This window comes from Mycobacterium sp. D16Q13, from assembly GCF_002013375.1.
In the GTDB taxonomy this organism is placed as follows: Bacteria; Actinomycetota; Actinomycetes; order Mycobacteriales; family Mycobacteriaceae; genus Mycobacterium.
In genome coordinates this window covers 157,209-173,334 of the sequence record NZ_MAEW01000011.1, presented here as the reverse complement: position 1 = coordinate 173,334, position 16,126 = coordinate 157,209, and the positions used below count along the sequence as shown (strand labels likewise).

The following is a 16,126-nucleotide window of genomic DNA, read 5'->3' as shown; positions in this document are numbered from 1 at the left end:
CCTATGGACAGCGTGCCTACCGCCCTCTCGGCGCCGAGCGGGTCGGCTGAGCAGCGTGGTGTGAATGAGCCGGGGCACCCCGACAAGCTCGACGCCGTACTGCTGCGGATCGCTGGCGTCTGCGGTTTGGCCAGCGTGATGGCATTTTTGGACAGCACGGCGGTGGCGGTCGCCCAGCGCACCTTTGTCGCCGAGTTCGGTTCCAGTCAGGCCGTGGTGTCCTGGACCATCGCCGGTTACATGCTTGCCTTCGCAACAGTGATCCCGATGACCGGATGGGCTGCCGACCGTTTCGGCACAAAACGTCTGTTCATGGGCGCCGTCCTGGTATTCACGGTTGGCTCGTTGTTGTGCGCGGTGGCCCCAAACATATTGTTGCTCATTATCTTCCGTGTGATTCAGGGCATTGGTGGTGGCATGTTGATGCCACTGAGCTTCATGATCTTGACCCGTGAGGCGGGCCCGAAGCGCCTTGGCAGAGTGGTCGCCATAGGAGCGGTGCCCTTCCTGCTCGGCCCGATCGGTGGGCCGATCCTGGGGGGATGGTTGATCAGCAGCTACGGCTGGGAATGGATATTCCTGATCAACCTGCCGATCGGTTTGAGTGCCATCGTGCTGGCGGCCTTCATGTTTCCCGGGGATAACCCCGAGCCTTCAGAGAAACTCGACGTGGTGGGCGCGCTGTTGCTCTCACCTGGCGTGGCGATGTTGCTTGTCGGGATGTCGGCGATCCCCGGGCGCGACAGCGTGGCCGACCGACATGTCCTGCTAGCCGTCATCATCGGTTCCGCACTGATTTTTGCGTTCGTCGTGCACACCAGGAACCATGCGTCACATCCTCTTGTCGACCTACGGCTGTTCGAAAATCGTGTGGTCAGGTGGGCCAACATCACGCAGTTCGCCTTCGCCGCCACCTTTGTCGGCGTCAGCTTGCTTGTGCCGAGTTACTTCCAGGTGGTGCTGCATCAATCGCCGATGCGGTCCGGGATGTCCATGGTGGCAATGGGAGTCGGTCTCGTGCTGACCATGCCCCTCGCGGGGATCTTCATGGACAGGCGCGGGCCAGGGACGATTGTGCTGATTGGCCTCCCGTTGATTGCGGTGGGCTTGGGCATCTTCACATTGGGTGTGGCGCGACAAGCAGATTTCTCGCCGATACTGCTGGCCGGGTTAATGGTCATGGGCATGGGGGTTGGCTGTACGTCGACGCCACTGTCGGCGGCCTGCGTGCAGTCGCTGGCACCGTCCCAGATCGCGCGGGGCACCACGCTGCTCAGCGTCAACGATCAGGTGGGCGGATCTGTGGGGGCCGCGTTGATGGCAACGCTGTTGACCAATCAATTCAATCGTGCCGGAGGCGGAATTCAGGTCGATCCGTTGTCCGCAGCGGAGGGAGAAACCGCCAATCGCGGATTATCGAGTGACCCGGTGATGAATCCCGCTTCAGATTTTGCGATAAACAATCCTGAGTGGCTTTCGCACGCGTACACGGCGGTATTCTTAGTGGCCGCGGCATTAGCGGTGTTCACCATTGTTCCGGCGGTATTTTTGCCGAGGAAGTTGGTGGTGGGCGCCGACGCCTGAGAATTATTGCCACGTTTGGTTCCGTGCGCTCGTGCAGGTTAGCGGCCTGCTGCCCGGCCCCGGGGCCCCTTCCTGTGGGTTAGGGAAGGCTTGCGTAACCTGCGGAAACCCTTAAGCTGATCTGCCAGTGGTGTTCAATTTGAGGGCATAAGCCCCTGACCAGCGCTTAAGAGCTAAGGGGTCGCACATGCGCATTGTGTCGTTCGGATATCAAGTCTGGGGCTACCGAACCCTGCAGGCCCTGATTGATCTCGGGCATGAGGTCGTTCTCGCCGTCACGCACCCGGCCAGCGAGGAGGCGTACAAGGCGATTTGGTCGGCACCGGTCGACGAACTCGCACGCAAGCATGGTATTCCTGTGCATTTCACCAAGCGGGTCGATGCCGAAACCATCAATTTGGTCAAGGGTGCCGAGCCCGACGTCATCGTCGTCAATAGCTGGTACAACCGGATGCCCGTCGAACTCTATGATTTCCCGCCACACGGCACCCTGAACTTCCATGATTCGTTGCTGCCCAAATTCACCGGATTTTCCCCTGTTTTATGGTCATTGATCAGCGGCGAGTCCGAATTCGGGTTGACCGTGCACCGCATGGACAGCGGGCTGGATACCGGTGACATTCTGGTGCAGCATTCGCTTCCGATCGGCCCCGCGGACACCGGCACCGAGCTGGTCCTGCGCGGGATGGACCTGATTCCGGGCGTGCTGTCCGAAGCGCTCAGCGCGCTGGAGTCCGGCAACGCTGTCTGGCGGCCGCAGAACAAGGCCGAACGGACCTACTGCCACAAGCGTTCAGAGCGGGATAGCGCGATTGACTGGACATGGCCTGCCGAGGATCTCGAGCGATTTGTTCGCGCACTGTCAGACCCGTACCCCCGCGCCTTCACCTTCTACGACGGTGAACGGATCGAGGTTTTGGAGGCGCGGATCTCCGAGGCCCGCTACGGCGGGACGCCGGGCCGGGTGATCGTCCAGGAGGAAGGCGGCGTGGTGGTGTGCGGTTCCGATGCGTACCGTGTCGGCAACCGCGGCCTGGTGATCACCCGCATCCGTTGCGCCGACGGAGTGGAGCGCAGTGGCGAAGAGTACTTCCGGCGCGGGGGATATCTCAACAGCCACACGTGATCTCGAGGTGGCAGAACCGGTGCTGAATGCGGCGCCGTTGCGCTCGGATCGTGATGATGAGGAAAGTCGATGCAAACCAATCCCTTTGACGATGACAGTGGCAGTTTTCTGGTCCTGGTCAACGACCAGGAACAACACAGCCTGTGGCCGTCCTTCGCCGATGCCCCGTCGGGCTGGAGCGTGGTCTACGGTCATGCCGACCGTGCGGCGTGTCTCGAGTACATCGATGAGCATTGGCCCGACATACGGCCGAAGGACTTACGCCAAAGACTCGCGTAGAGGGCCTATTCACCTTGCACGCCAAGGTATCTCAACGCTGATATCTCAGACGCCAGTACGCAGGCCCAAGTAGGGAGTTCGTCGTCCTCATGCTCAACTATGGAACGCAGTCCGACGTTCTTGGACCTCTGACAGCCGCACAGCGGTCGATATGGGTCGCGCAGCAACTGCGCCCCGAGGTTCCCTACAATTTTGCGGGATTTGTCACGATCGATCACGACGTGGACGCCGAAAAGTTGATGGTGGCCTGTGAATCGATGGCCGCACGGTTCGGTACGCCATGTGCACGGCTGTCCATCGAGGACGGCGAACCGGTCTTCGTCGTCGACCGTGCGTTCCCGGAGATCATGCCCTGCATCGATTTACGCTCCGAGCGTGATGCTATCGCTGCTGCTCGCCACTGGATGGACGAGGAGTACCGCCGACCCATCGACTTGCTCAGTGAGCGCCTCACGTACTTCGCGCTCCTGCGGGTAGCCGACGATGTGTCGTACTTCTACATGCGCACACATCACGTTCTCTTGGACGGGTATGCCACCAACAATCTGCTGAGGCATATCGCGGATGTGTACTCGGGGTCGGTGGCGGCCGAGACCGATGTCGATTTCTCGGAGTTCTCCGTGATTCGCGAGGCCGATCAGAAGTATCAGCAGTCCTCGCGCAGCGATGCGGATTTCGAATACTGGAAGAATGTCCTATCCCGTCCGATAGAGACGGCTGATCTCGCGGGGATGGAGCGTGTCGTCACGCCGCGACACCCACTGGTACGCGAATTGGTGTGCGATGAGTTGTTGTCGCAGAACGGTCTTGGTCAGTTTGAGGTGGCCCGAGTCGTCGCGACGCTAGCCTCCTTCTTTGCGAAGACGACAGGGCGTCACAATGTTTCATTGTCGCTGCCGGTGTCCGGGCGGACTACCGCGGCGCTGAAGAGATGTGGCGGCATGGTGTCGAATCTGGTGCCGTTGTTGGTCACCGTCGATGATGGGGACACCATCGGAGCGCTGGACGACCAGGTCGCCAAGGCCGTGGTGGGCGCGCTGCGCCACCAACAGTTCCGGCGCTGGCCGGAGCTGGTCGTCGATGCGGGACGTCGCGACACGAACATCGAATTCGGCCAGGTAATCAACGTCTTCGACTTCGCGGATGTGTTCTTCTTCGGACCGTCGGAGGCGGTGGTCAACGTGTTGACCACCTTCCCTGTCCAGGACATCGCGATCAACATCTATCCGCGCCCGGGCGGCGGCACGTCGCGCATCCAGTTCGCGTGGAATCCCGATAGGTACACCGTTGCCGAGATCGATAGGCACATAGCCCGTTTGGAATCGCTCCTGGGACGGCTTCTGGGGGCCGAGCGCTCGGTGGTTGTGGGCGAGGTCCCGCTGTTGGATCAGCGGGAACGTGATCTGGTGCTGTCGCAGTGGTCCGGTGCGGGCGTACAGGCGCCGGTTGGTGTGGCACCGCAACTGTTGGCCGCAGCAGTAGCCGCTTCCCCCGGGGCGGTGGCGGTGGTCGATGGTGCCCGAGAATTGACCTACCGCGAGTTGGACGAATGGTCGACGCGCTGGGCGCGGGTGCTGATCGAGACCGGGGTGGGCCCGGAACGTGCGGTGGGTGTGGCGATGGACCGCTGTGCCGAGCTGGTGGTGGCGTGGTGGGCGGTGGCCAAGGCCGGCGGGGTGTACGTGCCGGTGGATAGCGCTCATCCGGTCGAGCGGGTTGCCGCGGTCTTGGACTCGGTGGCGGCGGCGTGCGTGTTGACCTGCGGCACCGACGAGGTTTCGGGGGCTGGTGCTCGTCCGGTGCTGCGCATCGACGGCCGCGACGTGTCCGGGCTGTCGGCCGAAACGCTCACCGACGCCGATCGATCGGCGGCGCTGCGGGCGGAGAACACCGCGTACGTGATCTTCACCTCGGGCTCCACCGGCACCCCCAAGGGTGTGGCGGTGGGTCACGCCGGGCTGCCGGGAGTGGCGGCGGCGCAACAAGATCTGTTCGAACTGGGTGGCGAAGCGCGGGTGCTGATGGTGGCCTCGCCGACATTCGACGCCTCGGTCTTCGAGATGGTGTGGGCGGTCGGCGCAGGGGCCACGCTGGTAGTGGCGCCGCGCGATGTGTACGCCGCCGAGGCGTTGACGGAGTTTTTGCAGGTCCGGCGGGTCAGCGCGGCGGTGCTGACCCCGACGGTGTTGTCGTCGCTGGACCGGATGCGGCTGGACAGTCTGGGCACATTGGTCACCGCGGGGGAGGACTGTCCGCGCGAGCTGGTGGATGACTGGGCGCCGGGACGGCGGTTGGTCAACGCCTACGGCCCGAGTGAGGCCACCATCTGGGCCACCTCCGCGCCGATGGCGGCGGGGCAGCCGGTCGGGATCGGTGCCCCGATTCCGGGTATGCGCACCCTGGTGCTGGATGCCGGGCTGAACCCGACGCCGATCGGTGTGGTGGGCGAGCTGTATCTGGCCGGACCCGCACTGGCATCTGGTTACGTGGGCCGGGCGGCGTTGACGGCGGAGCGGTTTGTGGCCAATCCGTACGGGCCGTCTGGGGCGCGCATGTATCGCACCGGAGATCTGGTGCGCTGGAACGCCGATGGTGCGTTGCAGTACATGGGCCGCGCCGACGAGCAGGTCAAGATCCGCGGTAATCGCATCGAACTGGGCGAAGTGCAGACCGTGCTCGCCGGTGCACACGGAGTGGAGCAGGCCGTGGTGATGGTCCGCGAGGACCGTCCGGGTGATAGGCGGCTGGTGGGTTATATCACCGGTGCCGTCGACGCGGCCGGGACCCGCGCCGCACTCGGTGATCGGCTGCCTGCCTACATGATTCCGTCCGCGATCATCGTGTTGGACGCGCTTCCGCTGACCGCCAACGGCAAGCTCGACCTCCGCGCGCTGCCGGTACCCGAGATGAATGCTGGTGCGTACCGCGCGCCCACGGACGAGGTTGAGCAGACGCTGGCCGCCGTGTACGCCCAGGTCCTCGGGCTCCCGCGGGTCGGTGTGGACGACTCATTCTTCGATCTCGGCGGAGACAGCATCATGTCCATGCAGGTGGTGTCGCGGGCCCGCGCCGCCGGAGTGCTGTGCCGACCTCGCGATATTTTCGTCGAGCAGACCGTGGCACGGCTGGCGCGAGTGGCCACCACCGTCGTCGGCGATGCAGACGTGGCCGATGACGGACTGGGCGAGGTGCTTGCGACGCCGGTCATGCGATGGCTGCGGGATGTGCCGGGCGAGTCAGACCAGTTCAACCAGACGATGGTGGTGACGGTCCCGGCCGCCGTGACCGAGGCCGATGTGCTGGTGGTGCTTCAGGCTCTGCTGGACCGCCATCCCATGCTGCGGCTGCGTGCCGAAGACAACGGTGCGGCAGGCTGGTCGTTGACCGTTCCCGACGCGGAAACGGTGGACGCGCGCAACTGCCTGCAATCCGTGGATGTGTTGTCCGACGAGGCCCTGGTACAGGCCCGGGCCCGGTTGAGCCCGGCCCACGGGACGATGCTGAGCGCGCTGTGGGCCAGCTCCACGGCACAGTTGGCGCTGGTCATTCACCACCTCGCGGTCGATGGAGTGTCTTGGCGAATCCTGCTGGAAGACATGAACATCGGCTGGGCCCAGCGTCGCGCCGGACAACCGGTTGCCCTGCCGCCTGGCGGCACGTCCTTCGCCCGGTGGTCGGCATTGATCGACGAGCACGCGCGTACCGCCGGGGTGGCCGAACATGTCGACGCGTGGAAGCGGGTGCAGGCGATCCCCGCACTCTTGCCCGCCGTGCGGCCCGAGCTCGACACGTATGCCACCGCACACACCTTGTCGGCGTCGCTGGATGCCGAAACCACCCGCATCTTGCTGGGCGAGGCGCCCGCGGCGTTCCATGCCGGAGTGGGCGACATCTTGCTGGTCGCGTTGGGCATGGCAGTCGCGCAGTTCTCGGGCAACACCGGCGCACCGGTTGGCATTGACGTGGAAGGCCATGGGCGCCAGGAGGAATTGGTCGCCGGCGGGAGTCCGCCGGTGGACCTTTCGCGCACGGTGGGGTGGTTCACCAGCAAGTACCCGGTGGCCTTGAGTCTGGGCCGGCTGGACTGGGCGCAGGTGAGTGCCGGCGGCCCCGCGTTGGGCGCGGTGATCAAGGAGGCAAAGGAACAGCTCCGCGCGCTGCCCGACGGAATAACGTACGGCTTGTTGCGCTATGCGAATCCCGAGGTGGATCTCGCTGGGGCGCAGCCAGTTATCGGATTCAACTATCTGGGACGGCTGGGCGGCGTCGGTGATCAGGTCGGCGGCTTGTGGCTGCCGAGCCCCGACGCCCTGTCGGCGGCCGCGGTGGCCGCCGCGGTGCCGCTGGCGCTGGCGCACACCGTGACGCTGAATGCGGGCGTCCTGGAATCAAGTGCCGGCACAGGTCCCTCCCTGCAGGCCAATTGGACCTGGGCGCCCTCGATGGACGATGGGCAGATCACTCGGCTGAGCCAGCTGTGGATTGAGGCACTGACAGGCATCTGTGCGCATGTGCGTGGCGGCGGCGGGGGATTGACTCCGTCGGATATCGTGCCCGCACAACTCACCCAGCAGCAGATCGACGAGCTGGAGCGGTTGCACCGGGTTGCCGATGTGCTGCCGCTGACCCCGCTGCAGCAGGGGCTGCTGTTCCATGCCACCGCCCACGCCAGCAGTGACGACGTGTACGCGGTGCAGCTGGACCTCACTCTCTCGGGCACGCTGGATGCGCCCAGACTGCGCGATGCGGTGCATACGGTCGTGGCTCGGCACCCCAACCTGGCCGCCCGCTTCCATCAGCAGTTCGATCCGCCGGTGCAGAGCATTCCCTGCGACCCGGTAACCCCTTGGCAGTACCTCGAATTCACGGGTATCGATATCGAAGACCAGATCGCACAGCTGTGTGCTGCCGAGCGCGCGGCGGTATGTGACTTGACCAATCCGCCGCTGTTCCGGGTGGGGCTTATCGGAGTCGGTCGCGACCAACACCGCCTTGTCCTCACCAGTCACCACTGCGTCCTCGACGGCTGGTCGTTGCCCATCCTGTTGCAAGAGATCTTCGCGAGTTATGGCGGGCACGGCCTGCCGCCGGCCGTGCCGTACCGCAGGTTTGTGACGTGGCTGGCCGATCAGGATCGTGATGCGGCTCTTGCTGCTTGGCAGGATGTGCTGGCGGGGTTCGAGACGCCCGCGTTGGTAGGCCCGTCGCACAAGCTGGGATCGGGGCGGCGCCAGACACAATCGCTTCGACTTTCCGGGCAGGCCACGCGGGCGCTGACCGAACTTGCCCGCACCCACCACACCACCGTCAACACTGTCCTGCAGGCGGGCTGGGCGCAGCTGCTGGTCTGGTTGACCGGCCAGCATGATGTGGCCTTCGGCGCTGCGGTCTCGGGCCGTCCCGCCGAGGTCGCAGGGGCGGAATCGATGGTGGGCCTGTTGATCAACACGGTGCCGGTGCGCGCGCATATCACCGCGACGACCACCGCCGCCGAATTATTGGAGCAGCTGCAGAGCGTCTCGAACCGGACACTGGATCACCAACACGTAGCGCTTCCCGAGATTCACCGAGTCACCGGGCAGGACCAGCTCTTCGACACCCTGTTCGTGTACGAGAACTACCCGATCGACCCGGCGGCCTTCGGGACGGTCATGGGCACAGGAGAATTGGCGATCGCGGGCTTCTCCAGCCGGGAAGCCACCCACTATCCGCTGGCACTACAGGTGACACCGGGTCATGAATTGGTGCTGAACATCGAACACGACACCGATGTGTTCGATTCGGAAAGCGTTGTGGTGTTGGCCGGCCGGTTGGAGCTCGTGCTGGCCGCGATGGTGGCCGACCCGTTGCGGCGGTTGTCCTCGGTGGATGTCCTGGCTGCCGATGAGCGTGTGCTTCTGGATGCGATGGGTAACCGCGCGGTGCTGGATCAGCAGGCGATAGGAGCGTCGATTCCGGAACTGTTCTCGGCGCAGGTGGCACGGACCGCGGATGCGGTGGCGCTGAGTTGCCGGGGCCGGTCGTGGACCTATGCTGCGGTGGAACGTGATTCGAATCGTCTGGCGCACTGTCTGATTGGCTTGGGCGCCGGACCGGGCCACTGTGTGGCGGTGATGTTCGGGCGGTCCGCGGAGGGGATTATCGCGATCTTGGCGGTACTCAAGACCGGGGCGGCGTACGTGCCGATCGACCCCGCGGTGCCCGATGCCCGGATCGATTTCGTGGTCGGTGACGCGAAACCGGTGGCGGTGATCACCACCGCGACGTTGGCCGGTCGGTTCGGGGCACATGATGTCGTGGTTGTCGATATCGACGACCCGGCCATCGCTGCGCAGACCGAAGCATCGCTACCGCTACCCGCCCCTGACGATGTTGCGCACATCATCTATACGTCGGGCACCACTGGTGTTCCCAAGGGAGTGGCGACAACTCACCACAATGTGACCCAGTTGTTGGAGTCGTTGCATGTCGGTTTGCCCTCGGGGCCGGGACAGGTGTGGTCGCAGTGGTATTCGTTTGCCTTTGACGCGTCGGTGGAAGAGATCTGGGGTGCGCTGTTCCACGGTTCGCGGCTGCTCGTGATCCCGGAGTCGATCGGTCCGGATGAGTTCCAGGCCTTGCTGATTGACGAACATGTCACCGTGCTGCACCAGACGCCGTCGGCCGTGTCGGCACTGTCGGTAGCGGCGCTGGATTCGGTGGCGCTGGTAGTGGCGGCCGAGGCATGTTCGGCGGAGCTGGTGGACCGTTGGGCGCCAGGGCGGGTGATGACGAACGCCTATGGGCCCACTGAGACCACGATGTGCGTGACGGTCAGTAAACCGTTGGCCGCGGGTTCGGGGACGCCGACGATCGGTGGGCCGGTGCCGGGGGCTGCGCTGTTTGTGCTCGATGCCTGGCTGCGGCCGGTGCCGGTCGGTGTGGTCGGTGAGCTGTATGTGGCGGGGCTCGGGCTGGGGCTCGGATATGTGAGCCGGTCCTCGTTGACCGCGTCGCGGTTTGTGGCCTGCCCACTTGGTGCCGCGGGTGAGCGTATGTACCGCACAGGGGATTTGGTGCGCTGGCGTGCGGACGGAAACTTGCAGTATTTGGGCCGAGCCGATGAGCAGGTCAAGATTCGTGGGTATCGCATCGAGCTCGGTGAGATCCAGGCCGCCCTTGCCGACGTGGTCGGGGTCGAGCAGGCGGTGGTGATCGTGCGTGAGGACCGACCAGGCGATAAGCGGCTGGTCGGCTACGTCACGCAGTCGCCGGAAGCGGAGCTGGCGGGGGGAGTCGACACCGCTGCGGCGCGGGTGACGCTGGGCGAGCGGCTACCGCCCTACATGGTGCCGGCCGCGGTCGTGGTGGTGGACGCCCTGCCGTTGACGGTCAACGGAAAGCTCGATACCCGTGCCTTGCCGGTGCCGCAGTATCAGGAAACGCAGTACCGTGCACCGTCGAACGCGGTCGAGGAAATCCTGGCCGATATCTACGCACACGTGCTCGGTCTGAAACGTGTGGGCGTCGACGACTCGTTCTTCGATCTGGGTGGCGACTCCCTGTCGGCCATGCGCTTGATCGCGGCCGTCAACAAGTCGATGAATACGCATCTGACCGTGCGCGCCCTCTTCGACACCCCCACGATCGCCCAGTTGGCCCCGGGCCTGCGAACAGATTCGGGCGGGCGCGCACCGTTGGTGCCCGTCGCACGGCCTGATGTGATTCCGCTGTCGTTCTCGCAGCGGCGGCTGTGGTTCCTGGACCAATTGCACGGTGCCTCACCGGTATACAACATGACGGTCGCGCTGCGGCTGAACGGGCAGCTCGACCTGGACGCATTGGGCGCGGCATTGTCCGACGTGGTGAGCCGCCACGAGTCGCTACGCACCGTGTTCCGCGATGAGGAAGGTGTGCCGTACCAGCTGGTGCTCGCACCCGACAGCGCGGAATTCGGCTGGGAGGTGGTCGATGCCACCGCATGGTCGCCCGCGCAGCTGGATGAAGAGATCGGCGCCGCGGCGCGCTATACGTTCGACCTCGCGGCAGAGATTCCCCTGCACGCAAAGCTGTTCACGGTGGCCGATGACGAGCACATCCTCGTGGCCACGGTGCATCACATCGCCGCCGACGGCTGGTCGGTGGCTCCACTCATGCGTGACCTGACGGTGGCCTATGCCAGCCGGTGCGGGGGGCAAGCCCCCGAGTGGGCGCCGCTGCCGGTGCAGTATGCCGATTACACACTGTGGCAACGTGATCAGCTGGGCGACCTCGAAGACAGCGAGAGCGCCATTGCGACCCAGGTTGCCTATTGGCATGATGCGCTGGCCGGGATGCCCGAACATCTCGCACTACCCACCGACCGGCCTTACCCGGCGGTCGCGGACTACCGCGGCGCCAGTGTGGATCTGGAGTGGCCGGAGCAGCTGCAACACGCCGTGCGGGCGCTGGCACGTGAACACGGGGCCACCAGCTTCATGGTGATCCAGGCGGCGCTGGCCGTGCTGCTCTCGAAGATCAGTGCCACTTCCGATGTGGCGGTGGGGTTCGCGGTTGCCGGCCGCGACGAGCCCGCCCTCGACGAGTTGGTGGGTTTCTTCGTCAACACCCTGGTGTTGCGCGTCGACGCCGGTGGCGATCCCACCTTCGCGGACCTGCTGGCGCAGGTCCGGACCCGCAGCCTGGAAGCGCTCGAACACCAGGATGTGCCCTTCGAGGTGTTGGTGGAAAGGCTCAACCCCATCCGGTCTCGGAGCAGCCACCCCCTGGTTCAGGTCGGATTGACCTGGCAGAACCTTCCCGGACAGGATGCCGACGGACTAGGGCTGGGCGATCTGCGGATCACCCAGATACCGGTGCACACCAATACCGCCCGCATGGACCTGACGTTCTCCCTGGGCGAGCGCTTCACCCAGGCCGGGGAGCCTGCCGGTCTCGGGGGTGCAGTCGAGTTCCGCACCGATGTATTCGATCTCGTGAGTGTCGAGTCGCTGATCGGGCGGCTGCAGCGGGTACTCGAGGCGGTTGCGGCCAACCCTTCGCAACGCTTGTCGGCGGTAGATGTGCTCGACACCGCCGAGAGTGCCCGGCTGGACGAACTGGGCAACCGCGCGGTGCTCTCGGCGCCGGTGACACCGACGTCGATACCAGAACTGTTCGCAGCGCAGGTGGTTCGCAATCCAGCGGCGATCGCGATCAGATGCGGGCAGCGGTCGTGGACCTACCGCGAACTCGATGAGGAATCGAATCGTTTGGCGCACCTGCTCGTTGAGCACGGCGCCGGACCGGGTCAGTGCGTGGCGTTACTGTCGGAACGCCGTGGTGAGGCGATCGTCGCGATTCTGGCGGTGCTCAAGAGCGGTGCGGCATACCTACCGATCGCTCCGGCGGTGCCCGACTCGCGCATCGAATTCATGATCACCGATGCGGGCCCGATCGCCGCCATCGCGAGCGCGGCGCTGCGTTCGCGGCTGGACGGGTACACAATGCCGATCCTCGATATCAGCGATCCCGGGGTGAGCACCCAGCCCGGCACCGCCTTGGCGGGGCCGGCCGCCGACGATATCGCGCACATCGTGTACACCTCGGGCACCACGGGTGTTCCCAAGGGAGTGGCGACAACTCACCACAACGTGACGCAGGTGCTGGGGTATGAGCACCTCGGAGTGCCCTCGGGGCCAGGGCAGGTGTGGTCCCAGTGGTACTCGTATGCCTTTGATGCCTCGGTGGAAGAGATCTGGGGCCCGCTGCTGCACGGCGGCAGCCTCGTGGTGGTGCCCGAATCGTTGGTCCCGGAAGACTTCCAGGCGTTCCTCGTCTCCGAGGGAGTCACCGCCTTGCATCAGACACCTTCTGCGGCGGCCGCGCTGTCGCCGGAGGCGCTGGAGGGCATGGCCCTGGTGGTGGCTGCTGAGGCCTGCTCGGCGGAGATGGTGGACCGCTGGGCGCCGGGACGGGTGATGGTCAACGCCTACGGTCCCACCGAGTCCACCCTCTGTGTGACGGTGAGCCCCCCGCTGGCCGCTGGTTCGGGAACACCCGCGATAGGTGTTCCGGTGGCAGGGGCGGCGCTGTTCGTGCTGGACACCTGGATGCGACGGGTTCCGGTGGGCGTGGTCGGCGAGCTGTATATCGCGGGCCACGGGCTCGGGGCCGGTTATCTGCACCGAGCAGGGCTGACGGCATCGCGGTTTGTGGCATGCCCATTCGTCGATCCGGGTCACGAAGGGCTCCGTATGTATCGCACAGGGGATTTGGTGCGGTGGGGTGCGGACGGAAACTTGCACTACATGGGCCGCGCCGATGATCAGGTGAAGATTCGCGGCTACCGCATCGAACTCGGCGAAATCCAAACCGCGCTAGCCGATCTCGAGGGTGTCGAGCAGGCGGTCGTGATTGTGCGTGAGGATCGTCCGGGCGATAAGCGGCTGGTCGGCTACGTCACGGGGACCATCGAGCCGGCCCAGGCGCGCGCGGCGCTGGCCGAGCGGATACCGGCCTACATGGTGCCCGCGGCGGTGGTGGTCATCGACGCTTTGCCGTTGACGGTCAACGGCAAGCTTGATACCCGTGCCTTGCCGGAGCCGCAGTATCAGGAAACTCAGTACCGCGCGCCGTCCAATCCGGTCGAGGAAGCCCTGGCCGGTCTCTACGCGGATGTGCTCGGCCTGGAGCGCGTCGGCGTCGACGACTCGTTCTTCGATCTGGGCGGCGACTCCCTGTCGGCCATGCGCCTGATCGCCGCCATCAACAAATCGATGAACACGCATCTGACCGTGCGCGCGCTCTTCGACACCCCCACCGTGAGCAGCCTGAGCGGACAGCTGGACAAGCATGCCAGCGACCCGCGCTATGTGGCCGTGCACGGTTCCGAGGTCGCAGAGGTACGGGCCGCCGACCTGACGCTGGATCAGTTCATCGATACGGAAACACTCAGCGTCGCAACAACACTGCCGAAGCCCAGCGGGGAAGCACGCACCGTGTTGCTGACCGGAGCGACCGGCTTCCTCGGGCGGTACCTGGTGCTGCAATGGCTTGAAAAGCTCGAACTGCTCGACGGCAAGCTGATCTGCTTGGTACGGGCCTCGTCGGACGACGAGGCCCGGCGCAGGCTGGAACAGATCTTCGACAGCGGCGACCCGGAACTGTTGCGGCACTTCCACGAACTGGCCGAGGACCATTTGGAGGTTATCGCCGGTGACAAGGGTGAAACAGACCTCGGTGTGACCACGGAGACCTGGCAGCGGTTGGCCGATACCGTTGACGTGATCGTCGATTCGGCAGCCGTTGTGAGCGGCGCGCTGTCCTACGGCGAGTTGTTCGGGCCGAATGTGGCGGGCACCGCGGAGCTGATCCGGCTGGCCCTCACCGCGAAGCTGAAGATGTTCACGTTCGTCTCGACGGCCAATGTGGGTGACCCGGTCAAACGGGTGGCCTTCACCGAGGACGCCGATATCCGTGACATCTGCGCCACGCGTGCCATCAAGGACACGTACGCCAACGGCTATGGCAGCAGCAAGTGGGCCGGAGAGGTGCTGCTGCGAGAGGCCCATGATCTGTGCGGGCTGCCGATCGGTGTCTTCCGCTGCGACATGATCCTGGCCGATACCACCTACGCGGGTCAGCTGAACGCCTCGGATGTGTTCAGCAAGATGATCCTGAGCATTGTGACCACCGGTCTGGCACCCAAGTCGTTCTATCGCCTTGACGCCGAAGGCAATCGGAGGCGTGCGCACTTCGACGGGCTGCCCGTGGAATTCGTCGCCGAGGCCATCACCACTTTGGGTGTTCAAGTGGTTGACGGGTTCCAGACCTATCACGTGATGAACCCGCACGATGACGGCATCGGTCTCGACGAGTACGTCGACTGGCTGATCGAGGCTGGGTACCCCATCGAGCGCGTCGACGATTTCCAGGACTGGTTGCAGCGGTTCGGGACAGGATTGCAAGCGCTGCCCGAGAAGCACCGGCGAAACTCCGTACTGCAGATGTATCTGACGCTGGTGCAAGATCCCGAGCGGGTCAAGCCCATCGTGCCGACTGCGGGTTCATTCGCCCCAGCCGATCGGTTCCGCGCTGCGGTGCAGGAAGCCAAGATTGGCTCCGAGAGAGACATTCCTCAGGTCGGGGCGCCGAACATCGTCAAGTACGTCACCGATATGGAGCTACTCGGGATGCTCTAGGCGTCAGCTGGCTGCAGTTCGGCAGCGGGACCGATGAATTCGAGACCGGCGTTGATCGCCGGACGATGCCGCAGGATTCGGAAGTGCGCCAGGCGCCCGAGTCCCTTTGTCGCGATGAAACGTGCTCCGGGCCATGACTGCGCCAGACGTTCGCTTGACGCGTACGGCGTGTCCGGGTCGTCGGGGTCGTGGATCAGCAGTAGCGGAGGATGCCCGGCGGTCGCAGCGACGCGCACCAACTCGGTTTCGGGCAGCGTCATCTCGATGCGGCGCTCGAGCTGTCGCTGCAGTCCGGCGCGTATCCGCTTGCCGAAGCCATGGCGTGCGGCGAACAGGTCGAGGTAAAGGGGGAAATCGCCCATTGGTGCCAGGTACACCAGGCGGCCCACCGATGCGCCATAGGAGGCTGCGAAGGTGGTCGCGTTGGCCCCCAGGGAGTGGGCTACCACCGCGTGGGCGGGCCCGTGCTCCTTGATGACGGCCGCCACCGCGTGCGCGCACTCGATGAGCGTGGTGCGCCCGGGTGCCAGCGCGCCCCCAGCGGACTCGCTATGGCTGGGCAGGTCGAAGGCGATGACGCGGTAACCGGCCTGCAGCAGCGGCTTGATGAAGATCCCGAGGTGCGTGCGCTGCCCGCCCCAGCCGTGGACCAGGTAGACCGTCGGCCCTTCGCCCCATGACTCACCCGCAATCCGGTGCCCGTCCCAGTGAGCCTCCAGCGGCTCGCCGGGGGGCACACCGGGCGGCATGCGCAGACTCGATTCGATGACCGGCGGGGTGCACCACAGCTCGACCGCCCACCGGGATCCGATGGCCGGTGCGAGGCGTTCTAACCACCAGAAAGCCCTGCGTATCCGGTCGGAGACAGGGGGTTGGACACCGGAGCCCTCCACGTCGAGCGCGGCCCCCGCGTCCTTGGTGGGTGCGGAATCCGTCTTCTCTCGTTCGGTCACGTCGAAGGAGTCTATTGGCGCTA

5 protein-coding genes are annotated in these 16,126 nt (G+C 65.0%); 4 read left to right on the top strand and 1 reads right to left on the bottom strand.

The window, feature by feature from the left end:
* Positions 1-3 precede the first annotated feature (3 nt).
* The 4 genes from B4400_RS13810 (at position 4) to B4400_RS13795 (ending at position 15,150) form a co-directional block, all read left to right on the top strand.
* Positions 4-1,584: a DHA2 family efflux MFS transporter permease subunit gene (locus B4400_RS13810; RefSeq protein ID WP_078310871.1), complete on the top strand. Its 1,581-nt coding sequence runs from the start codon at positions 4-6 to the stop codon at positions 1,582-1,584.
* A gap of 187 nt (positions 1,585-1,771) precedes the next feature.
* A complete protein-coding gene (locus tag B4400_RS13805) occupies positions 1,772-2,710 on the top strand; it encodes a methionyl-tRNA formyltransferase (RefSeq protein WP_078310870.1) in 939 nt (312 codons plus the stop codon).
* A 69-nt stretch (positions 2,711-2,779) separates the two neighbouring features.
* A complete protein-coding gene (locus B4400_RS13800; RefSeq protein WP_078310869.1) occupies positions 2,780-2,989 on the top strand; it encodes an MbtH family protein in 210 nt (69 codons plus the stop codon).
* Positions 2,990-3,078: 89 nt separating this feature from the next.
* On the top strand, positions 3,079-15,150 hold the full coding sequence (locus B4400_RS13795) for a non-ribosomal peptide synthetase (RefSeq protein WP_078310868.1): 12,072 nt from the start codon (positions 3,079-3,081) through the stop codon (positions 15,148-15,150).
* On the opposite strand, the gene B4400_RS13790 is transcribed toward B4400_RS13795, so the two are convergent.
* Positions 15,147-16,103, bottom strand: coding sequence for an alpha/beta fold hydrolase (locus B4400_RS13790; RefSeq protein ID WP_078310867.1), 957 nt, complete (start codon positions 16,101-16,103; stop codon positions 15,147-15,149). The genes B4400_RS13795 and B4400_RS13790 overlap by 4 nt on opposite strands.
* Positions 16,104-16,126: the final 23 nt, after the last annotated feature.